At 60.3% G+C, this 26,469-nt stretch carries 23 protein-coding genes; 4 read left to right on the forward strand and 19 right to left on the reverse strand.

Annotation, left to right across the window (positions count from 1 at the left end; all coding sequences use genetic code 11):
• Positions 1-24: 24 nt before the first annotated feature.
• From BSG20_RS28190 to BSG20_RS35885, 3 genes are all read right to left on the reverse strand, one after another.
• Entirely contained in the window at positions 25-582 is a 558-nt protein-coding gene (locus BSG20_RS28190; RefSeq protein ID WP_072380679.1) for a DUF924 family protein, read from the reverse strand.
• A gap of 40 nt (positions 583-622) precedes the next feature.
• Positions 623-2,062, reverse strand: a complete 1,440-nt coding sequence (locus tag BSG20_RS28195; RefSeq protein WP_177309902.1) for an MFS transporter — start codon at positions 2,060-2,062, stop codon at positions 623-625.
• Positions 2,063-2,180: 118 nt separating this feature from the next.
• Positions 2,181-2,411: a hypothetical protein gene (locus tag BSG20_RS35885; protein WP_143147540.1), complete on the reverse strand. Its 231-nt coding sequence runs from the start codon at positions 2,409-2,411 to the stop codon at positions 2,181-2,183.
• Here BSG20_RS35885 and BSG20_RS28200 point away from each other — a divergent pair.
• Positions 2,401-3,513: an acetate/propionate family kinase gene (locus BSG20_RS28200; RefSeq protein WP_072380684.1), complete on the forward strand. Its 1,113-nt coding sequence runs from the start codon at positions 2,401-2,403 to the stop codon at positions 3,511-3,513. The two genes, BSG20_RS35885 and BSG20_RS28200, sit on opposite strands and share 11 nt — an antisense overlap.
• 113 nt (positions 3,514-3,626) lie before the next feature.
• On the opposite strand, the gene BSG20_RS28205 is transcribed toward BSG20_RS28200, so the two are convergent.
• The 3 genes from BSG20_RS28205 to BSG20_RS28220 form a co-directional block, all read right to left on the reverse strand.
• Positions 3,627-4,283 carry a CBS domain-containing protein gene (locus tag BSG20_RS28205; RefSeq protein WP_072380686.1) on the reverse strand — a complete coding sequence of 219 codons (657 nt, stop codon included), beginning with the start codon at positions 4,281-4,283 and terminating at the stop codon, positions 3,627-3,629.
• A gap of 300 nt (positions 4,284-4,583) precedes the next feature.
• Positions 4,584-5,738, reverse strand: a complete 1,155-nt coding sequence (locus tag BSG20_RS28215; RefSeq protein WP_072380690.1) for an amidohydrolase — start codon at positions 5,736-5,738, stop codon at positions 4,584-4,586.
• 173 nt (positions 5,739-5,911) lie between these two features.
• On the reverse strand, positions 5,912-7,189 hold the full coding sequence (locus BSG20_RS28220) for an L-fuconate dehydratase (RefSeq protein WP_072380692.1): 1,278 nt from the start codon (positions 7,187-7,189) through the stop codon (positions 5,912-5,914).
• A gap of 231 nt (positions 7,190-7,420) precedes the next feature.
• On the opposite strand from BSG20_RS28220, the gene BSG20_RS28225 reads away from it, so the two are divergent.
• Entirely contained in the window at positions 7,421-8,206 is a 786-nt protein-coding gene (locus tag BSG20_RS28225; RefSeq protein WP_072380694.1) for an IclR family transcriptional regulator, read from the forward strand.
• Between the two features lie 230 nt (positions 8,207-8,436).
• Entirely contained in the window at positions 8,437-8,796 is a 360-nt protein-coding gene (locus BSG20_RS28230; protein ID WP_024314068.1) for a response regulator, read from the forward strand.
• Positions 8,797-8,882: 86 nt separating this feature from the next.
• On the opposite strand, the gene BSG20_RS28235 is transcribed toward BSG20_RS28230, so the two are convergent.
• From BSG20_RS28235 to BSG20_RS28280, 10 genes are all read right to left on the reverse strand, one after another.
• Positions 8,883-10,544, reverse strand: a complete 1,662-nt coding sequence (locus tag BSG20_RS28235; protein ID WP_072380696.1) for a phosphoethanolamine transferase — start codon at positions 10,542-10,544, stop codon at positions 8,883-8,885.
• 172 nt (positions 10,545-10,716) lie between these two features.
• Complete coding sequence (gene glpK, locus BSG20_RS28240) at positions 10,717-12,231, reverse strand: glycerol kinase GlpK (RefSeq protein ID WP_072380698.1); 1,515 nt, start codon at positions 12,229-12,231, stop codon at positions 10,717-10,719.
• A gap of 142 nt (positions 12,232-12,373) precedes the next feature.
• On the reverse strand, positions 12,374-14,098 hold the full coding sequence (locus tag BSG20_RS28245; protein ID WP_072380700.1) for an ABC transporter substrate-binding protein: 1,725 nt from the start codon (positions 14,096-14,098) through the stop codon (positions 12,374-12,376).
• A gap of 78 nt (positions 14,099-14,176) precedes the next feature.
• Positions 14,177-14,458 carry a DUF2160 domain-containing protein gene (locus tag BSG20_RS28250; protein ID WP_072380702.1) on the reverse strand — a complete coding sequence of 94 codons (282 nt, stop codon included), beginning with the start codon at positions 14,456-14,458 and terminating at the stop codon, positions 14,177-14,179.
• 16 nt (positions 14,459-14,474) lie between these two features.
• Complete coding sequence (locus BSG20_RS28255) at positions 14,475-15,302, reverse strand: carbohydrate ABC transporter permease (protein ID WP_007788435.1); 828 nt, start codon at positions 15,300-15,302, stop codon at positions 14,475-14,477.
• 14 nt (positions 15,303-15,316) lie between these two features.
• Complete coding sequence (locus BSG20_RS28260; RefSeq protein WP_029709946.1) at positions 15,317-16,183, reverse strand: carbohydrate ABC transporter permease; 867 nt, start codon at positions 16,181-16,183, stop codon at positions 15,317-15,319.
• Between the two features lie 2 nt (positions 16,184-16,185).
• Positions 16,186-17,256 carry an ABC transporter ATP-binding protein gene (locus BSG20_RS28265; RefSeq protein ID WP_072380704.1) on the reverse strand — a complete coding sequence of 357 codons (1,071 nt, stop codon included), beginning with the start codon at positions 17,254-17,256 and terminating at the stop codon, positions 16,186-16,188.
• A gap of 11 nt (positions 17,257-17,267) precedes the next feature.
• Entirely contained in the window at positions 17,268-18,344 is a 1,077-nt protein-coding gene (locus BSG20_RS28270) for an ABC transporter ATP-binding protein (RefSeq protein ID WP_072380706.1), read from the reverse strand.
• A 41-nt stretch (positions 18,345-18,385) separates the two neighbouring features.
• Positions 18,386-19,903 (reverse strand): glycerol-3-phosphate dehydrogenase, encoded by a 1,518-nt coding sequence (gene glpD, locus BSG20_RS28275; protein WP_072380708.1) that lies wholly within the window; start codon positions 19,901-19,903, stop codon positions 18,386-18,388.
• A gap of 210 nt (positions 19,904-20,113) precedes the next feature.
• Positions 20,114-20,938, reverse strand: coding sequence for an AraC family transcriptional regulator (locus BSG20_RS28280; protein WP_072380710.1), 825 nt, complete (start codon positions 20,936-20,938; stop codon positions 20,114-20,116).
• Between the two features lie 109 nt (positions 20,939-21,047).
• On the opposite strand from BSG20_RS28280, the gene BSG20_RS28285 reads away from it, so the two are divergent.
• Complete coding sequence (locus tag BSG20_RS28285) at positions 21,048-22,256, forward strand: MFS transporter (protein WP_072380712.1); 1,209 nt, start codon at positions 21,048-21,050, stop codon at positions 22,254-22,256.
• Between the two features lie 86 nt (positions 22,257-22,342).
• Here the strand turns inward: BSG20_RS28285 and BSG20_RS28290 are convergent, their stop codons facing one another.
• From BSG20_RS28290 to BSG20_RS28305, 3 genes are all read right to left on the reverse strand, one after another.
• Positions 22,343-23,110: an SDR family NAD(P)-dependent oxidoreductase gene (locus tag BSG20_RS28290; protein WP_072380714.1), complete on the reverse strand. Its 768-nt coding sequence runs from the start codon at positions 23,108-23,110 to the stop codon at positions 22,343-22,345.
• 391 nt (positions 23,111-23,501) lie between these two features.
• Entirely contained in the window at positions 23,502-24,761 is a 1,260-nt protein-coding gene (locus BSG20_RS28300) for a glycerate kinase type-2 family protein (protein ID WP_072380716.1), read from the reverse strand.
• Positions 24,762-24,802: 41 nt separating this feature from the next.
• On the reverse strand, positions 24,803-26,458 hold the full coding sequence (locus BSG20_RS28305; protein ID WP_072380718.1) for a GMC family oxidoreductase: 1,656 nt from the start codon (positions 26,456-26,458) through the stop codon (positions 24,803-24,805).
• Positions 26,459-26,469 lie beyond the last annotated feature (11 nt).

Genomic DNA, 26,469 nt, shown 5'->3' on the forward strand with positions numbered 1-26,469 from the left:
AAAGGCGACAGAAAGGCGACGCGCTCAGAAGCCGGCGCCCGGCTGTGCCAGATATTCCAGTTCTGCCGTGGTCGATTGCCGCCCGACGATGACATTTCGATGCGGAAAGCGACCGTAGACTGCAATCACCTCCCGGTGGCGAAGCGCATAGTCGACATATTCCTCATCGCCAAGCGCCCTGAACAACGCCACGGCTCGCTCCTGCTCCTCCAGATCTTCACAATGCTCGAAAGGCATGTAGAAGAACGTCCGGCATTCCGGGCTGACTTGCTGGTCCGCTTCGGCTTCCAGCGCGAGCTTTGCCTCGCGCAGCGCAAGCCCGTCGGTGGCGAACGCGAGCGGCGTCGCACGATATATGTTGCGCGGAAACTGATCGAGCACAATCACTGCGGCAAGCCTGCTGTTCGGGGTCGAGCGCCATTCCTCCGTCACGCCACGCGAGAGTGCAAGATGGGTGTCGCGGAAGCGCTGGCGAATATCCCGATCAAGTTCCAACGTCGCCTTGAACCATTGGTCACGCCCGCACTCCTCGAACCAGAAGTCGAAGACCTCTTGCGGCGTGCAGACATATCCGAGTTCCATATTTCCTCCTGACAAAGGCCGATCGACTGCAAAGCGCAAACTATTTCGTGCCGATCTTGTGACCCGACACTTCGGCGCCTGCATCCGGCGCCAGCTGCAGGAAACGCAGTGACGATATGATACCGATTGCTCCGAGGACAAGAAACGCCCAGCGGAAATCGATGAGCCCCGGACCTTCAACGCTACGCAAAGCGACAGAGATGTTGAGCGCCGCCGCCGCGATCGCGACGCCAAGCAGCATCGAGACTTGCTGCAGCATACTCGAAAGCGTGGACGCAGAGCTGCGCTGCGCTGGATTAATGTCGGCAAAAGCCAACGTGTTTAGTGCCGTGAATTCCATCGAGCGCGAGAGGCCCGCAATCATCAGCAGCGCGTAGATGATCGCGCGTGGCGTCTCGGGCACGAGAAAGCCGCAGGCCGCAATCGACAACGCAGCAATCATCCCATTGAAGAAGAGCACGGTGCGAAATCCAAGCTTGGCGAGCAGCGGCGTCGTCACGGCCTTCATGCCGAGATTTCCGAGGAAGTACACCAGCAGATAGGCACCCGCCTCGATCGAGCTCAGTCCGAAGCCGAGTTGGAAGAGGAGCGGCAAGAGGAACGGCGTGGCATTGATCGCGACACGGCTCGCCGTCCCAGCCGAAAGGGTCGCAATCGCGTATGTCTGCACCCTGAAGGCGGATAGATCGAGCAGCGGATTGCTGACTCGAAGGAAGTGTCGCGTCGCCATGACAGACAATACAATGCCGGCCGCGAGCATCAGCAGGATCGGCAGCAGGCCGCCATCCCATTTCACGGAGAGTTCAAGTGCCGCCAGCAGGAAGGTCAGTCCGCCAGCGCTGAGAACGAATCCCAGCACATCGAGCCGGCCGGCATCCTCTTCGCGCTGCTCCGGCACAAAGCGAAGAACCAGCGCCATGCCGAGCACTCCGATCGGCAGATTGATGAGGAAGTTCCAATGCCAGCTTGCATAGGTGGTGATGACGCTGCCAAGCAGCGGACCGATAACGGGAGCCGTCAGCGCCGGCCAGGTAATCAGCGCGATCGCCTGGACGAGTTCCGATTTGCGAGCATTCTTCAGGACAATGATCCGGCCGACCGGCGTCATTAGTGCGCTGCCCGCTCCCTGCACGGCGCGAGCGACGACAAACTCGGCAAGGCCGCCGGAGAGCCCGCAGAATAGCGAGGCGACGGTGAAGACGGCAATGGACGCGATGAAGATCCGCCTTGCGCCGTATCGATCCCCAAGCCATCCCGAAAGTGGAATGAAGGCCGCCATCGTCAGCATGTAGACGGTGATGCCGATACTCATCGATACCGGTTGAACACCGAAACTTGCGGCCATCTGCGGTAGTGACGTCGTGACGATGGTGCCATCGAGGATCTGCATGAAGAACGAGACGGCGACGACCAGCGCTACGGTCTTTGCCCTGCGGATGCTCTCCGCATCGTCTTTCTCTGTCGTCTGCATAGTTATCATTGATCTGCCGGTGTGAACTGGATGCTGAACGGCAGGAAGCCGGATCCGATAAGTGCCGAATAGCACCACCGCTAGATAGGCCGATCAGTGCAACGCGGAAAGAGAAAATCCTAAGATCTCAAAGGATTTTGATCTCCGAAAGGCCATCCAGGGGACGCCGCAGGCGACTCGCTTTACGCGAAATTTCGAAGCAAAAACAATTGACAGCTACATCTTCTACGGCCACCGTGGCGCGCAGGGGCAGCGTCAATGTCATCTCAGCGGCCGCGCGGGTGGCACCCGGCTCCTGACACAGCATCGTTTCACCATTCACGTGAGCGGACTCGGAGCACAATTCGATGATCGACACGCTGCTTGTTCTCAACACCGGCTCATCGAGCCTCAAGTTTCAGATTTTCGAGGATCAGACCCTCAACGTGCTGATGAGCGGCAAGGTCACCGGCATTGGTGACACACCTGAGATGCGCGCCAAGCTCCCCGGTGGACAAGAGACGCAAACCTCCCTGCCCGCGAACACGGATCACGGTTCGGCCCTCAGCGCCGTGATGGACCTCATCGGCGGGCACGACGACGCCTGGCGCACAGCCGCGGTTGTACATCGCGTCGTCCATGGCGGGCAGGATTTCGCAGAGCCCGTCATTGTCACGCGCCAGGTGATGCACCGCCTCGAAGCGCTGATCCCGTTGGCGCCACTTCACCAACCGCACAACCTCGCCGGCATCGCCGCTTCTGCTAGGCTCGCAAGCGGAGCGCCCGATATCGCCTGCTTCGATACCGCCTTCCACGCGGGGCACGACGAATTGACCAGCAGCTTCGCTTTGCCGCAGGAGATGCGTGACAAAGGCGTTCGCCGCTATGGTTTCCACGGGCTTTCTTACGAATGGATCTCGCAGGTGCTGTCCAGGGACTATCCGGACCTCTGTGCCGGCCGCGTCGTCGTCGGCCACCTCGGCAACGGCGCCAGCCTCTGCGCGCTGAAGAACGGCATCAGCGTAGATACCACGATGAGCATGACCGCGCTCGACGGCATACCGATGGGAACGCGCAGCGGATCAATCGATCCCGGCGCCGTCCTCTACATGCTTCACGACTTGGATCTCGGCGTCGAGACGGTCCAGGATATCCTCTATGAGCGTTCCGGCCTGAAGGGATTGTCCGGCATCAGCAATGACGTCGAGGCGTTGCTTCGCAGCGACGATCCGCACGCCGCCTTCGCCCTCGAATATTTCGCTCTGAAAACGGCCCAGCATGCCGCGATGATGGCCGTCTCCATGGGCGGGATCGATGCCTTTGTCTTCACGGGCGGGATCGGCGAGCACGCCGGCCCGGTCCGCGAGGCAATCCTCGGAAGGCTCCGTTTCCTCGGTGATTTCAAGACGCTCGTGATCCCGACAAACGAGGAACGCCTGATGGCAACGCACGCCAAAAAGCTCCTACGCTCGGCAGCCTAAAGCATGTCTCCCGAAGGCGGGAACCGGCTTCGCGCCAAAGACATGCGTGAAGACAAAGAACTCAAGCGCGACATGCTTATCTCAAAGATCGCACCGTGCTTTAGGAACTCCAATCAGGCCAGGCTCAGCTTGTCGATAAGGCCGCTGACGCCCTTGACGTTCTCCACCAGCACGCGGATGGCGCGGCGTTCCAGTTCGCTGGATACCGTCCCTTCAAGCACTGCTCTGGAATCCTGAACCGATACCTTGATCGCATCGGTGTCGAGACCGAGGTCGCCCTGCAGTCTTGCTCGAATGGCACGAGCGAGGGCATCGTCACCACTTGCCGTTCTCTCGGCCGGTGCAGCAACGATACCCCTGAGGAGATCGATGCGGCTGACAATGCCAAGGAGTCGCTTGCCGCTGACGACGGGAACACGCTTGATCTTGTGCCGGAACATCACCTCGGCGACGGTCGCCGCCGGCGTGTCGGGCGTAACGCTGATCACGCTTGCGGACATGACATCTGATACCCGCCAGCTGCGGCTGCGGATATAGTCATCGAAATCGACGAGCGATGTTTCATCGGGGTTGCCGGCGGATCTGCCGCCACCGAATTCGATGCGGCGAAGCAGGTCGCCCTCCGTCAGCAGGCCACAAAGGTTGCTATCGTTGTCGATCACAGGCAGGCCGCTGATGTTCTTGGCAACCATCAGGTCGATTGCCTGATGTACGCTGCTGTCGGCGCTGATCGTCGTGATGTCGGTATTCATGATGTCTTGAGCAAACATGATAATCCCATTGCACTCTGGAGGACGTCGAATGGTGTCGATCGGATGCCAAGCGCAAACAGTGCAGGCATCGGCCGCCGAAAATATTGCGCAAATCGGCGCGCAAGTCGATCAGCGATCGCGATCTTAGTTTCAACCTGAGAGATTCGTTTTCAATCGCGCGCAAGACAGTTGCGAAGGCCGCGACCGACGCGTCTGTCCATGAAGCGGCAGTGTGCGGGAGAAGCGGCACCTTCGCTTTCCGGTCGATCGTCGGCCGAGTGTTCAATGGCTCCTTTGGGATGGCGGCACGGCGGTGGCTCAGCCGAGAAGGTTTCTGATGGCCCGCATGAATATCCGCGAACCGATCGCAATCAGCTCATCGGGAAAGTCGTAGTCGGGGTTGTGCAGGCGCGGATGATCTTCGCCTGCCCCGAGAAAGAACATCGCGGCGGGCGCCACGGTCCGGAACACACCGAAGTCTTCCGATGCTTTCATCGGCAGCAGGCTGCTTGCATCGTCATGGCTCACGCCCTCGTCATCCAGCGCCTGGCGCAACTGCGCCACTGCTTCGGCGGAATTGTAGCACTGGTGGAACACGTCCTTGTAGCTGATCTCCACCTGCAACTGTCCGCCTTTCGCCTGGGTCAGTACCAGTTCCTCGGCGCGCGAAACCAACCCATTCATCGCTTCATCGGTCAGCGTCCGCAAGGTTGCCCAGATCTGCGCTTCACCGGGACTGATGCCGAACGCCGGTTCCCCCAGACGCGCATGTGTGACCGTCACCAGCGAGTAATCCGGGCCTAGCGGACCGTTGTTCCCCAGTGTTGTCAGGCCATCGAGCAGCCGCGCCATCGCGAAAGTCGGCGCAATACCTTGCTCCGGATACGACGCGTGCGATGTCTTGCCCTTCAGAACGATCTTCATTCCGCGCGATGCGCAATTGACCGGCCCTTCCTTCAGCAGGACGTGGCCGAGCCGGACGCCGGGGAAATTGTGAAGTGAGAGCGACATATCCGGCGTCAGCGTCGCAAACTTCGGATCCGCAAGCACGGCCGCCGCGCCCGCACCGTTCTCCTCGGCCGGCTGGAGCATCAGGATTGCCCGCCCTCTCGCAGGCCGCCTCTGCCCGAGCCCTTTTGCGAGCGCCATCAGGATCGCCATATGGCCGTCATGGCCGCAGAGGTGACCCTTACCCGGGACGGTCGAGCGATGTGCTACATCGGAGATTTCCTCGATCGGCAGGCCGTCCAGTTCCGCACGGATCATGATCGTTGGGCCTGACGCCGCCCCCTCGTAGACGGCTGCTAGGCCATGTCCGCCGATGTCGGCAACGATGCGATCGGATCCGGTGAGACTGAGTTCCTCTTTCAGCCGCAACGCGGTTTGCCCCTCTTCACCGGACACTTCCGGATAACGGTGAAGCTCACGCCGAAACGCCTTGATTTCGCTGAATTCTCCATCCGTCAGAAACATCGTCAAAATCCCCGGGAATACGATGGCCTTGCCGCACGAAGCGCGCAGGGCACGAACCTAGCCTGTGCGTAATTCATAGTCGATGGAGAAGGTCGCCGGTGCGATCCGAGCGGGCAGAGGCGGCCGCCCGCCAGATAAAGAGGCCGCGACTGCGTACTCAGCAGGGAAAAGGTCTATCCCCGAAACGTATAATCAGCGATCGAAGCAGGTTTCATCTCAATGGAGAAGCCCGGCTTTTGCGGCGGCACGTAAGCCGCATCCTTGATCACGCAGGGATCGAGGAAGTGCTCGTGCAGGTGATCAACATATTCGATAACGCGCCCTTCCTTTGTTCCGGAAACGGCGACGTAGTCGATCATCGACAGGTGTTGGACATATTCGCAAAGCCCGACGCCGCCCGCATGCGGCCAGACCGGCAGCCCGAACTTCGCTGCGACCAGCAGGACAGACAGTACTTCGTTCAATCCACCCATGCGGCAGGAGTCGATCTGCACGATATCGATCGCGCCTTCAGCGATGAATTGCTTGAACATGATGCGGTTCTGGCACATTTCACCGGTGGCGACCTTCACCGGACCGATCGCCCGGCGGATCTTGCGATGGCCGGCAACATCGTCCGGGCTCGTCGGCTCCTCGATGAAGAACGGCTTGGCGAAAGCGAGTTTGTTCACCCAATCGATCGCCTGCCCCACCTCCCAAACTTGGTTGGCATCGATCATCAAGTAGCGGTCGGGACCGATCACTTCGCGGGCGATCCTCAAGCGACGGATATCGTCTTCGAGGTCGCGGCCGACCTTCATCTTCACATGGTTGAAGCCTGCATCGATCGCTTCCTGGCACAGGCGGCGCAGCTTCGCATCGTCATAACCAAGCCAACCGGCCGAGGTCGTGTAGCAGGCATAACCTTCCGTCTCGAGCGTCGCGATCCGCTCGGCCTTCCCAGTCTCCGCGCGCTTCAGAATCTCGATCGCCTCATCACGGGTCAAAACATCCGTCAGATAGCGATAGTCGACAATGTCGGCGATCGCCTCCTGCGACATCTCCGCCACCAGTCTCCAGACGGGCTTGCCGGCCTGCTTGGCGAGCAGATCCCAGACGGCGTTGACGACAGCGCCTGTCGCGAGATGCATCACGCCCTTCTCCGGCCCGATCCAGCGCAGTTGGCTGTCGCTGGTGAGATGCCGCCAGAATTTGCCTGGATGCGCGAGAACATCGGCAAGCTCAGCGCCGACGATCAGATGGCGCATCGCCTCGATCGCCATGCAGCAGATGTCGTTGCCGCGGCCGATGGTGAAGGTGAGCCCATGGCCGGACAGGCCGCTTTCATCGGTCTCCAAGACCACATAGGCCGCCGAATAATCGGGATCCGGGTTCATCGCGTCAGAGCCATCAAGGCTCTGCGACGTCGGAAAACGAAGGTCGAAGACACGAAGGTCGGTGATGCGGGTCATGGCATTCTCGAATTCGGTTACGCGGGCATTCGGTTCTATAGATGGCACGGACCAATCAGACGGCAAGCTTGGAACATCGCGCCAATACGACCACGCTGCGTCGCCGCCGACAACTCATGAATGAGTTTTCTTTTTATATGCAAGACGTGCGGGCGGGCAACCCGATGTCAACTTACGCTTTTCGGCAATTGCACATTTGTATATGTAAATTCGTATTCACAGGAGAAATTGATGGAAGCTGATGACGCTGATCGATACCGCGCCCCGGCGCTGGACAAGGGGCTCGATATCCTTGAGCTTTTGGCCGGCGTCGAGGAAGGGCTGACCCAAGCGGAGATCGCCAAACGTCTCGATCGCAGCCCCAACGAATTCTATCGCATGCTCGACCGCCTCGTGCGACGCGGCTACGTAACCAAGCTGGAGGGCGATCGGTTCACCCTGACGCTCAAGCTTTTCGGGCTGTCGCAACTGCATGCGCCGACGCGCCGCTTGGCTTCCTTTGCCACACCGTTGATGCGCGAGCTTGCGCAACGGACCAAGCAGGCGAACCATCTGGTCGTCTTTGATCGCGGTTCGGCGGTGGTGATCGCCCAGCACGAGGCGCCGGACTATTGGGGCATCTCGATCCGCGTCGGCTCCCATATTAGTCTCTTCGACACCGGTTCCGGCCACGTGCTTCTTGCCTTCCGAAGCCACGAAGAACGACAGATGATGATCGCAGAACATGCACGCAGCCGCGAGGAGGTGAATCTCGGACCGGAGTTTTACGAGCGCCTCGCCCACATCCGCGAGCGTGGCTACGAAATGATGGCGAGCGCGCAGACGGCAGGCGTCCATAACCTGTCGGCGCCGATCCTCGGGCCGGACGGGCGCTGCATTGCAGCCCTTACCTGTCCCTATATTGCCCTGGTCAACGCGCCGGCCTCTCCCGACATCAGCCAGACGATCACCATGGTGATGAAAACGGCGGGTGAGCTTTCGCTACTGGCAGGCTCCGACGTCAGAACACCGACGTGAGCTCAAAGCTCGCAAAGAGCACATTTCGCTCGACTGGTCGCTTGCCAGGGCACAGCTTCGGAGCGCTCGCAACGGCAGCTTTTGAACGCGACCCACACACAGCTTTAAGGCCACTGTCAGCTAGCGACCTCATTAGAAATCCTGGCGACGCTCTGCGACGCCCCCAAGCGAAACCATCATGGTGACTGGGCATGCTGCCGCAAGGCAGGCACGCAGCAGGGAGATGACGCGTGAACGTATTGTTGGTTGAGGACAACGTCCTGCTGGGAGATGCCGTGCGCGATCACATCGCGGCCGACGGTCATTCAGTCGACTGGTGCCTTAACCTCGCCGAAGCGACTGAAGCGGCCGGAACCGGCAAGTACGGCGTAATTCTGCTCGACTTGCGCTTACCTGATGGCAACGGCCTTACTCTGCTGAAGGCGCTTAGACGACAAGCGAATTTCGTCCCCGTCATCATTCTCACAGCCCATGACCAGACCTCGGATCAGATCGAGGGCCTGCAAAGTGGCGCAGACGATTTCCTGGTGAAGCCCTTCGGGCTCTCGGAACTTTCGGAGCGGATGAAAGCGGCAAACCGCAAGCACTGAATCCTGAGTGGCCGCCGAAATGAGGCGGCCAATACCAGTAGGCCTCGGCTAACCGCTGCGGCAGCACACCGAGGCTGACTAGTTCATCACTGGATACTTGCCGTCTTGTCCATCTGTCGGCGACACGCGGCGAAAACATCGAGATGCGGATCATACACCTTGGTCGCCACATCCATCAGCCCAAGCACGCTGTGGAAGAGGTTGTCATGTGAACGGGAGCCATCCGTCTGTTTGGCCATGCAGCTCATGTCGAAGCCGACGGATTTGGCGAGATCGTCGCTGACCCACGCCAGGAACGGCACGTGCGTCTGCTGCGACGGCGCCACGATATACGGCGCACCATGCAGGTAGATGCCGTTCTCGCCAAGCGATTCACCGTGATCCGATACGTAGATCGCTGCACCCGCGACTTTCTCAGAATGCTGCTTGAGCTTGTCGATGACGGTCGAAACAACGTGATCCGTATAGAGGATGGTATTGTCGTAGGCGTTGGTGATCTCTTCGGCCGTACAGCTGCCAAAGTCATTGGCCCGGCAGTCGGGAACGAAGCGTCGGTACTCATCGGGGTAACGAGCGAAGTAGGCAGGTCCGTGACTGCCGAGCTGGTGGAGGACTAAGACGCTGTCACCCTTCACGTGATCGAGCCAATCGTCGACCTTGTCGAGCAGGATGGCGTCAAGGCACTCGCTGTCCTTGCAAAAGCGTGGATCGTTAGACTGCGGCAGCGAGGTATAGGCGACGCGGTCAGTCACGTGATAGCTGCCGGTATCGTTGTCCAGCCAGGACACGTCGACCTTGGCGTGGCTCAGCACGTCGAGAAGGTTCTCGGTCGCAAGGCCCTTGCGATGCGTATAGGCCGTCCGCGGATAGATGGAGAACATGCAAGGAATCGAGATTGCCGTCGCTGTGCCGCAGCTGCTCGTATTCGGAAAATAGATGACGTTCTGCTTTTCGAGTTCCGGATTGGTCTTGCGTGGATAACCACCAAGCGAGAAATCGTCTGCACGGGCAGTCTCGCCGGCGACGATGACTGTCACGCGCGGCTTGTTTAGACCGGCCGTATTTACCCGATGCGCATCCATGCCAAGCGGCGCAGCAGCGACACGCGCATCCTCCTCGGACGAGACGGCAAATCCAATGGTGCTTGTGATCGGCGCAAATGGATTTAACCTCTCGAGGATGTCCCTATGAGCCCGCCCGACACCCGCAAAGGCCCGGTAGTCGCCGAATCCGACTGTGGCGAAGACCGAAAGGCAAGCCAGGATCACGCCTGTATTATGAGCAAGCTTGGACAGCACCGGGCGATGCCGGATCCGCACCCACACGATGAGAAGCGACGGCAATATTCCAGTGAGCAGCATATGAAGCGCAAAGCGCACCGTTATCAAATGCCCTGCCTCCGCGCTTGTCGACACAGCTGCATTTCGGATCATCTCCTTGTCCACGATCACCCCGAACTGATCGGTAAACCAGGACCCGGCGGCTGCCGCGAGCACGAAAAGGATCAGAAACGGCTTGGTAACGTACTTCGCAGAGAAAGCAGTGAGGATTGCCATGCTGACTGCCGAAATACCGATCGCAAACAGCACGAACGACAGACGATCGGTAGCGAAATCGCCATAGGCAGTGCTCCAGAACGCGTGATTTGTCACAGAAAGCAGGTAGAGAGTGGTAGCAACGCAAAGGCTCACGCTGCCGATTGCGGGCCGCCGGTCAATCAGGCGGGCCTTGGGGGCACTATCTTTCAATTGGTCGTCTCCGCGTCCAGATTTGGCGTCGACGGAACCAGGATTGGATCATAGGTAGTTCATGGCCGCCGATAATATTCGCCAGCCATGGCCGGATTTTCTGACAGTCACCTGAACGCTTAAAGGCAAGGCATCGCAGCCGCCTCTCATGGGCGAGCATACATTGAGCGGTTCAGGCCAGCGGATTGCCGTGTTGCTGGCCGGATAGCGTACGCGACACGGCATTGCGCCAACCGGCGATCTTCGTCTGCCGCTCGGCCTCCTCCATCGACGGCTGAAACCGCCTGTTGCAAGCCCAAGCCTTTCCGAATTGCTCGTGGTCCGGCCAGACCGCCGCTCTCGAACCCGCGAGCCAGGCTGCACCCAGCGCCGTTGTCTCCAGAACAGCGGACCGGTCCACCGGATTGCCGACCACATCGGCAAGACGCTGCATCGTCCAGTCGGAACTGGCCATACCGCCATCGACGCGCAGGACCGTCTCAATGTGATGGCCGCCCCAATCCTTCCGCATCGCGATCAGCAGATCGAGTGTCTGGTAGGCCACGGATTCGAGTACCGCATGCGCCAATTCGGCAGGGCCGCTGTTTCGGGTTAAGCCGAAAATCGCGCCCCGCGCCTCTGGATCCCAATAAGGAGCGCCGAGCCCCGTAAAGGCCGGTACCACATAGACCTGCTGATTGGGATCGGCTCGCGTCGCAAGCGTGCCGCTCTCCGATGCCTGTGAAATAAGGCCAAGGCCGTCGCGGAGCCATTGCACGGCTGCACCGGCGATGAAAATCGAGCCTTCCAGCGCATAGGTCGTCTTGCCGCTGAGCCGATAGGCGATCGTCGTAATCATCCGGTTGCTGGATGCCACGCAGTCCCGCCCTGTGTTCAGCAGGGCAAAGCAGCCTGTCCCATAGGTCGATTTCATCATGCCGGGCTTGAAGCAGGCATTGCCGATAGTGGCCGCCTGCTGGTCGCCGGCAACACCGAGGATTGGGATGGCCGCCCCGAAGACATCGCGATCGGTGACGCCGAAATCGTCCGCGCAGTCCTTGACCTCCGGAAGCATGGCTGCCGGGATCCTGAGGAGGCCAAGAAGCTCGTCGTCCCACCGGCCCTCCGTTATATTGAAAAGCAGCGTTCGCGACGCGTTGGTGGCATCCGTGGCATGAACGCGTCCGCCGGTGAGATTGAAGATCAGCCAGCTGTCGACAGTGCCGAAACACACCTCGCCAGCCGCGGCACGCTCGCGCAATCCGTCGACATTATCGAGCAGCCAGCGCAGTTTCGTTCCGGAAAAATAAGGATCCAGCAGCAGACCCGTCTTAGCGCTGAAGAGCTTCTCGTAACCGTCAGCCTTGAGACTGTCGCAGACCTCGGCCGTGCGCCTATCCTGCCATACGATTGCCTTGTAGAGCGCCCTGCCCGACTTTCGCTCCCAGACAACGGTCGTCTCACGCTGGTTGGTGATACCGATTGCGGCGATATCGACCACTGCAACATTGGCGTCTGCCAAGGCTTTCCGTGCCGTATTGACCACCGTGGTCCAGATCTCGCCCGGGTCATGCTCGACCCAACCTGGTTTGGGATAGGATTGCTTGATCTCTTCCTGCGCGGAAGAGATCATCTTCATCCCGGCGTCGAAGACGATCGCGCGCGAGGACGTCGTGCCCTGGTCGATCGCGAGAATATGGCCGCTCATTGTCTTCTCCGGCGCAATAGTTCGCCTCGCCGCCGCGAACGCGCCAGCTGATGCGATGGGTCATTCATACGAGTGATGTGGTGCCGACGTTATGCCGCCGGCGTTGGCGTTGGCCGGGGATACACCCCGGCCAACGCGCCGATCATTTCGACTGCCAGCTCTTGACGAGCTCGTCGTAGTTGACGGTAACCGGCTTTTCCTTCTCGTTTTCGATCTTCAGCTGGGGAGCGAGGTTACCCTTGGCGACCGCGTCCTTGTTCCAGTATTCGAGATCATGCTCTTCGGCGAGCTTCGGACCGATATCGCCCTGAACCTTGGCGCGCTCCAGGCGTTGCAGGACCTTCTCCTGTTCTGCGCAAAGCGAATCCATGGCTTCCTGCGGGGTCTTCGCGCCCGACGACGCATCGCCGATCGCCTGCCACCACAGCTGTGCCAGCTTCGGATAGTCAGGAACGTTCGTGCCGGTCGGCGACCACTGCACGCGGGCGGGCGAGCGGTAGAACTCGACCAGACCGCCGAGCTTGGGAGCACGTTCCGTGAAGCTCTTGTCGCGAATGGTGGATTCGCGAATGAAGGTGAGACCAACATGGCTCTTCTTCACGTCCACCGTCTTCGAAGTCACGAACTGCGCATATAGCCACGCAGCCTTGGCGCGATCGTCAGGTGTCGACTTCATCAGCGTCCAGGAGCCAGCATCCTGATAACCAAGCTTCATGCCGTCCTTCCAGTAGACGCCATGCGGCGATGGGGCGAAGCGCCACTTCGGCGTGCCGTCCTCATTCACAACAGGCAGACCCGGCTTGACGAAATCGGCGGTAAAGGCCGTGTAGGTGAAGATCTGCTGCGCGATCTCACCCTGAGACGGGACCGGGCCGGACTCCGAGAAGGTCATGCCCTGGGCCGCCGCCGGAGCGTAGGCCTTCATCCAGTCGAGGTACTTCTGGATGGAATAGACCGCCGCCGGGCCGTTGGTGTCGCCGCCGCGTGCAACGCACGAGCCGACCGGACGTGAGTTCTCGTCGACCTTGATACCCCACTCGTCGACCGGCTTGCCGTTCGGGATGCCCTTGTCACCATTGCCGGCCATGGAGAGCCAAGCATCGGTGAAACGCCAACCGAGCGACGGGTCTTTCTTGCCATAGTCCATATGGCCGTAGACCTTCTTTCCGCCGACCTCACGACCCGTGAAGAACTCGGCGATGTCCTCATAGGCAGACCAGTTGACCGGAACGCCAAGATCGTAGCCGTACTTCGCCTTGAAGTCGGCCTTGTTCTTCTCGTCGTTGAACCAGTCGTAGCGGAACCAGTAGAGGTTCGCGAACTGCTGGTCTGGCAGTTGATAGAGCTTGCCGTCCGGCGCCGTAGTGAAGGACTTGCCAATGAAGTCGTCGATGTCGAGGTTCGGGTTGGTGACGTCCTTGCCTTCGTTGGCCATCCAGTCCGTCAGGCTGCGTGCCTGCTGATAGCGCCAATGCGTACCGATCAGATCGGAGTCGTTGATGTAGGCGTCGTAGATGTTCTCGCCGGATTGCATCTGCGTCTGCAGCTTTTCGACGACGTCACCCTCGCCGATCAGGTCATGCGTGATCTTGATACCGGTGATGGCGGTAAAGGCTGGCGCCAGAACCTTCGATTCATATTCATGCGTGGTGATGGTTTCGGAAACCACTTTGATATCCATGCCGGCAAACGGCTTTGCCGCATCGACAAACCACTGCATTTCCTTTTCCTGGTCGGCGCGGGGAAGCGTCGACAGTTCGCCGACTTCCTTGTCCAGAAAGGTTTTCGCCTCATCCATGCCGGCATAGGCGGAGCCCGCCATGGCCAGCAACATGCTTGCTGTTGTCGCTAGTAAATGCTTTCGCATAATATCCTCCCAGGGTTGCGATTGCAGTCTTCACGTTTCAGGCGGCCAGTGCCCCCGGCCATCTGTCTTTCCCTGCCGTCACACGTAGCGGAAGACGCCGATGGCGTAGACTACGGAAATGGCAAGAGCCCACCACAGGTTGGGTCCAACAAGACCCAGCCATGCGAGTTGAATGAACGCTGCGCCAAGCAGCGATACGAAGAGCCGGTCTCCTCGCGTGGTTTCAAACCTGAGGATTCCCACACGCGGCGAACCGCCCGGCGCAAAATACTCCCAGACGCTCATGCCAACCAGCAGCATGAAAATCGTCAGGAAAAACAATGCGGTCGGTAGCGTCCACGCCATCCAGGAAAAATTCATGAGTGGTCCTCCCTTGTCAGACGCGGCCGAGCGCGAAGCCCTTGGCGATGTAGTTGCGTACGAAGTAGATGACGAGCGCGCCCGGGATGATGGTCAGCACACCGGCAGCTGCGAGCACTCCCCAATCCATCCCTGCAGCGGAGACGGTGCGCGTCATGATAGCGGAAATCGGCTTTGCAGCAGTCGTCGTCAGCGTGCGGGCGAGCAGCAGCTCCACCCACGAAAACATGAAGCAAAAGAAAGCGGCGACACCGATGCCTGATGCGATCAGCGGCATGAAGATCTTCACGAAGAAACGCGGGAAGGAATAGCCGTCGATATAGGCGGTCTCGTCGATCTCCTTCGGCACGCCGGACATAAAGCCTTCAAGGATCCAGACCGCCAGCGGCACGTTGAACAGGCAGTGGGCGAGCGCCACCGCTATGTGCGTGTCGATGAGGCCAAATGCGGAGTAGAGCTGGAAGAACGGCAGCGCGAACACGGCCGGCGGTGCCATTCTGTTCGTCAGCAGCCAGAAGAACAGATGCTTGTCGCCCAGAAACCGGTAGCGCGAGAACGCGTAGGCCGCAGGCAGCGCCGCCAGCACCGAGATCACCGTGTTCATAACCACGTAGATGATCGAATTAATGTAGCCGTTGTACCAGGACGGATCGGTGAAGATGACGCTGTAGTTGCGCAGGGTCGGGTTCTGCGGCCAGAGCGAGAAGGCGCCGGTGATCTCGGCATTCTCCTTGAAGCTCATGTTGATCAGCCAGTAGATCGGCAGCAGCAGGAAGATGATGTAGATCGTCGAAACGACCCAGGAGAAGTTGCCCGCAGGCTTGTATTTCATTGTCTGAGCCATGGTCCTCTCCTTTCTCACGCGTTCTCGTCGCCGCTGGTCATCACAGTGTAGAAGATCCATGAGAGTAGCAGGATGATCAGGAAGTAGATGATCGACATTGCCGCTGCCGGACCGAGGTCGAACTGGCCGACGGCCATTTTCACGAGGTCGATCGACAGGAACGTGGTCGAGTTGCCGGGACCGCCGCCGGTGACGACGAAAGGCTCGGTATAGATCATGAAGCTGTCCATGAAGCGCAACAGCACGGCGATTAGAAGCACCCGCTTCATCTTCGGCAGCTGGATATAGCGGAAGACGGACCAGCGCGACGCGCCGTCGATCTTCGCCGCCTGATAATAGGCATCCGGGATCGAGACGAGGCCGGCATAGCAGAGCAGTACGACAAGGCTTGTCCAATGCCAGACGTCCATAACGATGATGGTGATCCACGCATCGATCGGGTCACGGACATAGTTGTAGTCAAACCCCAGTGCTTCCAGCGTATGTCCAAGCAGGCCGATGTCGACACGACCGAAAACCTGCCAGATCGTACCAACCACGTTCCATGGGATGAGCAGCGGCAGCGCCATCAGCACGAGGCAGACCGGCACACCGAGCCCCTTCTTCGGCATGTTGAGCGCGATGAAGATGCCAAGCGGGATTTGCAACGCCAGAATAATCAGCGAGAAGGCGAGATTGCGCTGTAATGCCGCCCAGAAGCGGTCGGAATGAAGCGTCTGCACAAACCAGTCCGTACCCGCCCAGAAGAACTCGTTGTTTCCGAACGTGTCCTGCACCGAGTAGTTCACAACGGTCATCAGCGGAATGACAGCTGAGAAGGCAACGAGTACCAGAACTGGTAGAACCAGAAACCAGGCTTTGTTGTTCCAGGTCTTTTCCATGCTCAGCCCTCCCTGCCGACGCGCCAGGAATTGGCATAAATGTTGATTGCAGCCGGATCGAAGGTCACCCGTGCATCGGTCGGGATTTCGGAGTCCTCCGTCACGACGATGGCGATCGGTTGACCGGCAAAGGTGGCCCGCACGACCTTTTGCCGTCCAATGTCCTCGACCCTGTTGACGGTGACCGGCATCCCCTCGCGGCCGAGATTGATGAATTCCGGACGGATGCCCAGCTCGGTCTTTGCACCAGCGGCCGTTTGCGGCGCATAGTCCAATGACAATGTCTCGTTGCCGATACGGACCGCGTTACTCTGCAGCTGGACCGGCAGGACATTCATGCCCGGTGAGCCGATGAAGTAGCCGACGAACGTGTGGCTCGGCCGCTCGAAAAGCTCTGCCGGCGTGCCGATCTGGACGATTTCTCCCTCGTACATAACGACGACCTTGTCAGCGAAGGTCAGCGCTTCCGTCTGGTCGTGGGTCACGTAGACCATGGTGAAACCGAACTGTTTGTGCAGCCGCTTCAGCTGCGAACGCAGCACCCACTTCATGTGCGGGTCGATAACGGTCAACGGCTCGTCGAACAGGATGGCGTTGACGTCGTTGCGCACCAGGCCGCGACCGAGCGAAATCTTCTGCTTCTGGTCGGCGGTCAGGCCCTGCGCCTTGCGTTTGGCCATACCCCCGAGGTCGATCATCTCGAGAATGTCACGAACGCGGCGGTCGACTTCCGGCTCGGCGACGCCACGATTGCGCAACGGAAAGGCCAGATTGTCGTAGACGGTCATCGTGTCGTATATGACCGGGAACTGGAACACCTGCGCGATGTTGCGCGCCTGTGTCGAAAGGTTCGTCACATCGTTTCCGTCGAAGAGGATGCGGCCATGCGATGGCTGCAGCAGGCCGGAAATGATGTTGAGCAGCGTTGTCTTTCCGCAGCCGGATGGTCCGAGAAGCGCGTAGGCGCCGCCGTCCCTCCATTCGTGATCGACTTCGCGAAGCGCGTAGTCCGTGTCCGACTTCGGGTTCGGTCCGTAGGCGTGGCGGATGTGGTCGAGCGTGATGCGTGCCATGTCCTTCTCCCTTAAGCCTTTGCGCCAGTTGCGATTGCGCGACCGTCGGTGCCAAAAGCCATGACATGACGCGTGTCGAGGTACACGTCGACCTCTGTGTCGGGATCGATGTTGTGAATACCGTGGGCGAGCATGACCCAGCGCACGCCATCGAAATCCAGGTGCACGAAGCTCTCGGAGCCGGTAATTTCCGAGATCTGTGTGCGAGCCTGCAGCCTTGCGGCGGCCGGGGTTTGCGGCGAAAGACCGAGGTGGTGCGGATGGAAGGCAATGGTGACCGCACCATCGGCCATTCCGGCCAAATGTGCAGGCACCGGCAGCATCGTCGCATCCTGCCTTTGGAACACTCCACCAGCCTTTACGACATCAATGAAATTGAGCGGCGGATCGGCAAAGGTCTTTGCCGTGACAAGATCGAACGGGTTTCGATAGACTGAAATGGTCGGTCCGAACTGGGTCACACGGCCTTCCGAAAGGGTCGCCGTGTTGCCGCCGAGCAGAAGCGCTTCGGAGGGCTCCGTCGTGGCATAAACGAAGATCGCGCCGGATTGCGCAAAGATTTTCGGCAGCTCGGCCCGCAGTTCCTCGCGCAACTTGTAGTCAAGGTTTGCGAGCGGCTCGTCCATCAGCACCAGGCTGGCATTTTTGACGAGGGCGCGAGCAAGCGCCGTGCGCTGCTGCTGGCCGCCGGAGAGATTGAGCGGCGTCCGGTCCAGATAGGGCGTGAGGCGCAGCAGATCGGCGGCCTTGCGCACTTCCCTGTCGATCGTCGCCGCATCCTTGCCGGCAATCCGCATCGGCGAGGCGATGTTCTCGTATACCGTCAGCGCCGGATAGTTGATGAACTGCTGGTAGACCATCGCGACATTGCGCTTCTGCACCGGCATGCCGGTCACGTCCGCGCCGTCGAAATGGACCGAACCACTCGTCGGACGATCAAGCCCGGCCATCAGCCGCATCAGCGACGTCTTGCCGGACAGCGTCGGCCCCAGCAGCACATTCAGCGTGCCTTTTTCAAACGCAAGATTGGTCGCGTGGATATGATACTCCCCGCCTACCATCTTTGCGGCGTTCCGCAATTCAAGCATTCCGGTTCCCGTGCCTCCTCAACAGCGGGGACATTACCGCTTCAACCAGCCATCTGTGCCGGTCGCGCGGCCATGTACTCCTCCAATAGCGCAGCCTGTTCCTTGGTTAGACGCAGGCCGTCCTTCGTTCTTCGCCACAGCACATCATCTGCGCGTCTGGCCCATTCGTGATCGATGAGATAGCGAACCTCTGCTTCGTAGAGATCGCCACCGAAACAGCGTCCGAGGTCCTCGGTGTTGGTCGCCCGTCCAAGAAGAACCGACGCCTTCGTGCCGTAGCGGCGCACCAGTCGGCGCGCGTGCCGGTCGGCCAGGAACGGATAGCGGCCCCTCAGCTTGGCGATTTCAGCCTCATAGCCGGTTGCTGCGAAATCGCCGCCCGGCAGATGGCTTTTCGCTGTCCAGGGCGCGCCTTTGGCACCGATCGCTGCAGCGATTTTTTCCAGCGCATGCTCGGAAAGCCGCCGATAGGTCGTGAGTTTGCCGCCGAAGACGTTGAGCAGCGGCGCGCTTTCACCCTCGCCTTCGATCTTCAGCACGTAGTCGCGGGTTGCCTCCTGGGCCTTGGAAGCGCCGTCATCAAACAGCGGCCGCACGGCCGAATAGGTCCAGACGATGTCTTCCGGTCGCACCGGCTCCTTGAAATACTCGCTCGCCGCGTTGCAGAGATACAGCGTTTCTTCTTCGGAAATCTTCACATCCTTTGGATCGGCCGAGTAATCGCGGTCGGTGGTACCGATCAGTGTGAAGTCCTGCTCGTAGGGGATCGCGAAGATGATGCGATTGTCTGGGTTCTGGAAGAAATAGGCACGCGGATCGTTGAACTTCTTCTTCACCACGATATGGCTGCCCTGGACGAGCCGCACATGGTGAGCCTCGTTCTGCCCGAAGGCCGCGCGAATGACGTGATCGACCCAGGGACCGGCTGCATTCACCAGCATCCGCGCCTGAAAACTGTTCGCCTGCCCGCTAACGGTGTCGATCGTCTCGATCGACCATAGTCCGTTCTCGCGCCGCGCCGACACGACCTTCGTTCTCGGCATGATCAGCGCGCCGCGGTCGGCGGCGTCCCTCGCGTTCAACACAACCAGGCGTGCATCGTCGACCCAGCCGTCCGAATACTCGAATGCCTTCGTGAAGAGCGCCTTCAACGGCTTAGCAGCCGGGTCCCGACGCATATCGAGAACGGCGGTCGGCGGCAACAGCTTGCGGCCGCCGAGATGGTCGTAAAGAAACAGCCCGAGGCGGATCAGCCATGCCGGTCGAATGCCGCCCTTGTGATAGGGCAGCACGAAGCGCATCGGCCAGATAATGTGCGGCGCCATCGCCCAGAGCACTTCGCGCTCCATCAGCGACTCGCGCACCAGACGAAACTCGTAATGCTCGAGATATCGCAAGCCCCCATGGATGAGCTTGGTCGCCCCGGAGGACGTGCCGGACGCGAAATCGTTCATCTCTGCAAGCGCGACCGTATAGCCGCGCCCAATCGCATCACGCGCGATCCCGCAGCCGTTGATGCCACCGCCGATGATGAAAAGATCGTGAATCTGACGGCTCACATTCCCCCTCCGAGCCAGAATATACTGCAACGCAACATGCTTGCGCATTTGCGAAAGTGAATGCAGTTAAAGCGAAGATTATTCGAATGTCAAACGAATGTTTTTCGAATTTTTGAAAGCGACAGATTTGCCGTGAACGTTAACGTCACAACGGGAGTCACCACGGATACCGCAGGGGCCTTGCGACACCGCGATCTGTCCCTCCGAGGCTCAATATTGTTCGGGCGGCGCTTTGAAATATGCTCGCGGAGCGGCGCCCAGCATCCGTCTGAACATCGTGGTGAAGGCAGCGACGCTGTCGTAGCCGAGGTCGATGGCGACGGCCGTGACGGCCTCCCCGGCCGCGAGGCGGGGCAAGGCTGTGAATACGGCCGCCTGCTGGCGCCAGGTCGAGAGACTGATTCCCGTTTCCTTGCGAAAGAGCCGGGTGAAGGCGCGACGGCTCATGGCAAGCCGCTCTGCCCAGTCGTCGATAAGCAGCCGGGCACTCGGATTTTCTATGAAGCCGCGGCAAAGGGCCGCCAGGCGTACATCCGACGGAAACGGCAATCCCAGCGGCCGGTCAGGAAGCCGCAAGACCTCTTCCAGCAGCAGGGCCATGACGAGATCATGCCGCCCGCTCGTGGCTCCCGACGGTGACGCGACCGCCTCTATGATCAGCGCGCGGGCAAGATCGGTCAGTGCCACAACACGAATCGCCGTCGGCGGATCGGCCAAGGCGTTGGGCGCGACATAAGCAGACAGCATGGTGACATCGCCCAGCATGTCGACCATATGCACAAGACCCGCGGGTATCCACAGCGCATGCTGCGGCGGCACCATCCAACGCCCCTGCACGGACGACACCATGACGACGCCAGCTCGGGCATAGACGAACTGCGCGCGGCTATGGCTGTGCGGCTTCACGTGATAGCCGGCCGGATAGTCCGAGGGGATGGCGTAGACCGGCTCGGAGGCAGCCTCGATGGCAGCAAGACGCTCCACATGAAGCTTGGCCAGCTCGCTCATCGCCAACCGCTGTCCGGATTTTGTCATCTTTGGCCCACTCGCGAAACAACAAGACCAAAACACGAAAGCGGGACAACGGCAAGTCGGCTATCTCCGGATCGTCAAATGACGGAGTGGAATCGTGACAAACAGCGCAATGACGGCAGAGAGGCACTCTGCGGAACAGACGGTTTTCGGCATCATCATGGCGGTGAGCTTCTGCCACCTGCTCAACGACACCATGCAGTCGCTGATTCCCGCTCTATATCCGATGATCAAGGAAGGCTACGGCCTCGATTTTACGCAGATTGGCTTCCTTGGCCTCGTTTTCCAGGTCACGGCATCGCTTCTACAGCCGCTGATCGGCATCTACACAGACAAACGCCCGTTACCATACTCGCTGGCAGTCGGCATGGGCTTCACCTTGATCGGCCTGGTGCTCCTGGCCTATGCACATGCCTATTGGGTATTGCTCGTCGGCGCCGGCGTCGTCGGGCTCGGCTCGGCCGTGTTCCATCCGGAATCCTCACGCGTTGCCCGGCTGGCATCAGGCGGTCGCCACGGCCTTGCCCAGTCGCTGTTCCAGGTTGGCGGTAATTTCGGCTCGGCGATCGGTCCGCTGCTGGCGGCATTCATCGTGCTGCCGCGCGGCCAGCATAGCGTCGCATGGTTCTCGCTTTCGGCGCTGACTGGGATGATCATCCTGTGGCGCGTCGGCGCCTGGTATGCCGACCACCGCAAAAGCAACGCCGGCCGCAAGGTAGCCGTGCCCGCCCTAGACCTCCCGCGCAAGAAAGTCATCGCAGCGATCGGTGTGCTGGCACTTCTGGTGTTCTCGAAGTACGTCTACATGACAAGCCTGTCGAGCTACTACACCTTCTATATGATCGAGCGCTTCGGGGTATCTGTGCAGCACGCACAGATATTGCTGTTCGTATTCCTCGGCGCCGTCGCCATCGGCACCGTCGCCGGCGGCCCTGTCGTCGACTGGTTCGGCACCAAGTTCGTGATCTGGTTCTCGATCCTCGGCGCCCTGCCCTTCACGCTTGCCCTGCCTTACGCCGATTACAACTGGACGGTCTTCCTGACGTTCCTGATCGGCGTGATCCTCGCCTCCGCCTTCTCGGCCATTGTCGTCTTCGCGCAGGAGCTGGTTCCGGGTCGCGTCGGCATGATCGCCGGCCTCTTCTTCGGCTTTGCCTTCGGCATTGGCGGCATCGGCGCTGCCGGCCTCGGCATGGTGGCAGACCACATGGGCATCGAGTTTGTCTATCGCATCTGCTCATATCTGCCGCTGCTTGGCCTGCTGACCGTCTTCCTGCCCGATATCGGCAAGGGCCGCCGCCACGCGAAAGCGGGCAGGTAGGCGACTACTCGCAGGATACGAAACGACAAGGGCCGAGATCACAATCTCGGCCCTTTCGATTTTACCCTCGATGAGCTGACCGGCACCTAGATAGCGGTGAAGCCGTTGTCGACGAAGAGATGCGCGCCATTGACGAACATCGATTCGTCGCTGGCAAGGTAGAGCGCGGCACGCGCCACGTCGTCGGGCTCGCCGATACGGCCCTGTTGAGCGGCGATGGCGGCATCTGAGACATCCACACCAAGCGCCTGCAATTCGCTGACCTCGCGCAACCCATGCGGTGTGCGGATGAAACCGGGGCAGACAGCATTGCAGCGAATGTTGCGATCTCTGAACTCGACCCCGATCGCCCGCGCAAACATATGCACTGCGCCCTTCGTCGTGTCGTACAGCACCTCCATCGGCGTTGCCGCGACAGCGGAGATCGACGACGTGCAGACGATGGAACCGCCGCCTGCGGCGATCATCCCCGGCAGCACGGCCCGGGTCATCAAGAACATGGATCGCACGTTGACCGCATGCAGCCATTCCCACTCGTCGAGTGTCGTTTCCAGGAACGGCTTTATCACGATGGTCCCGGCGTGGTTGAAGAGCACGGTGACGGCACCGAACTTGCCTTCCACACCCTTGACGGCCTGGATGACAGCCGTCTCTTCGGACACATCGGCGACCCAGTACTCGGCCACATGACCGGCAGCACGGATCTCCTGCGCCGTTTGGCGAGCCGCCGCTTCATTTCGGTCAATGATCGCTACCTTGGCGCCCTCGGCGGCAAAGAGACGCGAGGCTGCCCCGCCCATGCCCGTCGCGCCACCTGAAACGATTGCAACTTTCCCCTTCAGCCGGTCCACCATGACCCAGTCCCCTTTGTTCCGCCATCGCGCACTCTCGTTCAAGAGAACGCTGCCGATACCAGTGTTGAAGACAATCCCGTCCGATGTCCAGACGCACGGCGCGCCGGCCGGTAACCTTACCAAATAACCAACAAAACAGCTTTCGGTTGTCTCAACGCGCGACAACGGCCATTTGTATCTCCAGCGGCTCACCATCAGCCGCGGTCCGGAAGGGGTCCGGATCGATAGAGCCCGCCCCGAGGGGCCTGGGGCGGGCTTCCAAAATCAGAACAAAGACGTACGCGCCGGTGGCAATGCCATCCGGCGTCTTATGGCGCGCTGAACCTGACGCTCCGGCGACTGCTGGGAACAATTCGGGTGGATGCACGCGAAAGCTGAGAGACTCTCGTCGTCACACTACAAAAAAAGCGCGGAAGTCATTGACATTCGTACCAGTAGGCCCCGGCACGAAGAGATCGCCCGTGAGGTTGAAGGCCGACCACGCGTCGTGGCCTGCGAGGAACGTGCGCGCATCGCCGCCTGCGCTCCTGATGCGCGCCACCGTCCCGCCGTCACAGAACGCGCCCGCATTGTCTTCCGAGCCGTCGATTCCGTCGGTGTCCGCAGCCAGTGCCACGACGCCGTCGACACCTTGAAGATCGATCGCTGCCGAGAGAAGAAACTCGGAGTTTCGGCCCCCCTTGCCGTACGTTCCAGCTCCGATACTGACTGTGGTCTCTCCGCCGGAAAGCAGCACGAGAGGCTTTGGAGCCGGTGGGCTTGCTTCGAACTCACGAGCGAGCGCCGCATGCATCCGGCCGATATCCTTCGCCTCCCCTTCGATCGAATCCGAAAGAATGAGGGGTTGCACGCCAAGAGATCTCGCCAGATCGGCAGCTGCCTCCAGGGACACCCGCGCGGAGGCAATCACATGAACTTCGTTGTTCGCAAACACGCTGTCGCCGGCGGTTGGTGCTCTGGCATTGCGGATACAGTCGATCATGCGCGCCGGAAGATCTATCCGGTAGTCCCGGATCACCCGCAGCGCTTCCTCCGCATCGCTGCGGTCGGGAACCGTTGGCCCGGAGGCGACGAAGGCCGGATTGTCCCCCGGAACATCCGACACGACCAGGCTGACAACCCTTGCCGGGTGGGCAAGGGCAGCAAGTCGTCCTCCTTTGATGCGAGAGAAATGCTTCCTCACAACATTCATTCCGGAAATCGGAGCGCCTGACGCCAGCAATGCCTCGTTCAGGGCGCTCTCGTCAGCGAGGGTAAAGCCGGTCGGGGGCGCAGGCAAGAGCGCCGACCCGCCACCGGATATCAGCGCGATGACCAGATCGTCGGGCGTCAACCCATGCAGATGGTTCATCAGCGCCTCCGCTGCGACGAGACCCGCTCTGTCAGGGACGGGATGGGCCGCCTGGAGAACTTTGGTCGATCGGCACTCGGCGATCGGCCCATGCCTGGCAACAACGAGGCCTTCGAAGGGATGAGACCACGCGCGTTCGAACGCGGCAGCCATTTGGCTCGCTGCTTTGCCGGCCCCGACAACGATTGTCCTTCCCTTCGGCGGATCCGGCAGATGGCGGACCAACGCCTCGTACGGGTCCGCCGCCCTGACTGCCTCGTGAAATAGGGTTTGCAGGAAAGCTCGTGGATCAGAAATCAAACCCTACTCCATTCTAAAAGTTCGCAGTCCTGACATTCGGTCTAGCTGACGATTGCCCTCGCCCTCGGTCGCGTTTCGTTGCGCTCGTGAGCAAAGATTGCTGCGGGCAACGGCGGCAGTCCCCGGATAAGGTCGGAGCCTCGTTCGCCAACCATAATGGTCGGTGCGTTGGTATTGCAGGATGGAACTCGCGGCATGACCGACGAATCGCACACGCGAAGTCCCTCGAGACCATGGACCTTGAGATCGAGACCGACAACAGCTTCCGGCCCCGTCCCCATCTTGCACGTGCCGACAGGATGGTGGTCGGTCTTGGCATTCGCGCAGCCGTAGTGGAAGAGCTGCTCGTCGGTCATTGCCTTCGGGCCCGGCAAACGCTCGGCCAAAACGTAGGGCTTGAGCGCTGCCTGCTGCATGATCTCGCGTGCGATCTTCAATCCTTCGAGTGACATGACCTTGTCATGCGGGTCGGACCAATAGTTCGGATCGATCAGAGGCGCGGCACTCGGGTCAGCCGAGGAAAGTCGTACCGTTCCTCGTGAGCGTGGATGCAGGTAGGCCGAGTTCAGGGTCACGCCAGCGTTCTTCAGACGCTCGACCCCCGCCTCGATCCCCGATCCCAGGCCGAGATGGAACTGAATATCCGGCGACCGCGCCTCCGGGTCGGCATACCAGAAACCGCCGGTCTCAAAGAGAGAGGAGGCAACCGGTCCTGTTTTGAACAGGACATACTGAACGCCTGCCCAGATCGTCCTGTGGAGCTTCGCGACGCCGTCGTAGGTGTGGTCGCCGGTGCATTCGGAGATGACGAAGAGATCGAGATGATCCTGAAGGTTCCCTCCGACGCCGGGGAGATCGTGGCGCACCTTGACCCCTACCGATCGGAGATGGTCGGCTGGACCGATCCCTGACTGAAGGAGAAGCTTGGGGGATCCGATCGCGCCGGACGAAACAAGCACCTCGCGTTCGGCGTGAACGATCTCGGCGCCACGTCCGGTTGCGATCTCGACGCCGACGGCGCGGTTGCCCTCCAGGACAATGCGAGCGACCCGCGCGCCCGTGCGGACCTCTAGGTTCTTCCGCGCCTTGATCGGAGAGAGATATGCCAGAGACGCCGACGACCGGCGGCGGTCGCGCTGCGTCAGCTGATAGAAACCGACACCCGCCTGTTGTCGGCCATTGAAGTCATGATTGTAGGGAATGCCAAGTTCCTGGCCCGCCCGGATATAGGCATCGCAGATCGGCAAGGGCGACACGGGCATCGATACGCCCAAGGGGCCGCCGTAGGAGTGATAGTCGTCGGCAAAGCGCTGATTGTCCTCTGCGCGCTTGAAGTACGGCAATATGGAGCGATAGTCCCAGCCTTCGCATCCGTCCTCACTTGCCCAGAGGTTATAGTCTGCCGCGTTTCCACGGGTATAAAGCTGGGCGTTGATCGACGAGCCGCCGCCGATCACCTTGGCTTGCGTATAGCGCAGCACCCTGCCCTTCATGTGCTTCTGCGGGACTGTTTCCCAGCCCCAACTCGCAACACCCTTTGTCATCTTCGCGAAACCCGCCGGCATGTGGAAGAGTGGGTTCCAGTCGCCCCCACCAGCCTCCAGCAGCAGCACATTGATGTCGGGATCTTCGCTCAGCCGGTTGGCCAACACGCATCCCGCTGGGCCCGCTCCGGTGATGATATAGTCAAAACGCATTTTTCTATCCT

It is taken from the genome of Rhizobium tibeticum, assembly GCF_900110205.1.
Lineage (GTDB): Bacteria > Pseudomonadota > Alphaproteobacteria > Rhizobiales > Rhizobiaceae > Rhizobium > Rhizobium tibeticum.

Bases quoted from the DNA above. Each gene is read 5' to 3' on its own strand.
- BSG20_RS28290 (WP_072380714.1), bottom strand. From the start codon at position 23,110: ATGGTGGACCGGCTGAAGGGGAAAGTTGCAATCGTTTCAGGTGGCGCG.
- BSG20_RS28195 (WP_177309902.1), bottom strand. From the start codon at position 2,062: ATGATAACTATGCAGACGACAGAGAAAGACGATGCGGAGAGCATCCGC.
- BSG20_RS28285 (WP_072380712.1), top strand. From the start codon at position 21,048: ATGACGGCAGAGAGGCACTCTGCGGAACAGACGGTTTTCGGCATCATC.
- BSG20_RS28190 (WP_072380679.1), bottom strand. From the start codon at position 582: ATGGAACTCGGATATGTCTGCACGCCGCAAGAGGTCTTCGACTTCTGG.
- BSG20_RS28305 (WP_072380718.1), bottom strand. From the start codon at position 26,458: ATGCGTTTTGACTATATCATCACCGGAGCGGGCCCAGCGGGATGCGTG.
- BSG20_RS28270 (WP_072380706.1), bottom strand. From the start codon at position 18,344: ATGCTTGAATTGCGGAACGCCGCAAAGATGGTAGGCGGGGAGTATCAT.
- BSG20_RS28205 (WP_072380686.1), bottom strand. From the start codon at position 4,283: ATGTTTGCTCAAGACATCATGAATACCGACATCACGACGATCAGCGCC.
- glpK (WP_072380698.1), bottom strand. From the start codon at position 12,231: ATGAGCGGCCATATTCTCGCGATCGACCAGGGCACGACGTCCTCGCGC.
- BSG20_RS28255 (WP_007788435.1), bottom strand. From the start codon at position 15,302: ATGGCTCAGACAATGAAATACAAGCCTGCGGGCAACTTCTCCTGGGTC.
- BSG20_RS28220 (WP_072380692.1), bottom strand. From the start codon at position 7,189: ATGACCCGCATCACCGACCTTCGTGTCTTCGACCTTCGTTTTCCGACG.
- BSG20_RS28250 (WP_072380702.1), bottom strand. From the start codon at position 14,458: ATGAATTTTTCCTGGATGGCGTGGACGCTACCGACCGCATTGTTTTTC.
- BSG20_RS28200 (WP_072380684.1), top strand. From the start codon at position 2,401: ATGATCGACACGCTGCTTGTTCTCAACACCGGCTCATCGAGCCTCAAG.
- BSG20_RS28265 (WP_072380704.1), bottom strand. From the start codon at position 17,256: ATGGCACGCATCACGCTCGACCACATCCGCCACGCCTACGGACCGAAC.
- BSG20_RS28260 (WP_029709946.1), bottom strand. From the start codon at position 16,183: ATGGAAAAGACCTGGAACAACAAAGCCTGGTTTCTGGTTCTACCAGTT.
- BSG20_RS28280 (WP_072380710.1), bottom strand. From the start codon at position 20,938: ATGACAAAATCCGGACAGCGGTTGGCGATGAGCGAGCTGGCCAAGCTT.
- BSG20_RS28215 (WP_072380690.1), bottom strand. From the start codon at position 5,738: ATGTTTCTGACGGATGGAGAATTCAGCGAAATCAAGGCGTTTCGGCGT.
- BSG20_RS28245 (WP_072380700.1), bottom strand. From the start codon at position 14,098: ATGCGAAAGCATTTACTAGCGACAACAGCAAGCATGTTGCTGGCCATG.
- BSG20_RS28225 (WP_072380694.1), top strand. From the start codon at position 7,421: ATGGAAGCTGATGACGCTGATCGATACCGCGCCCCGGCGCTGGACAAG.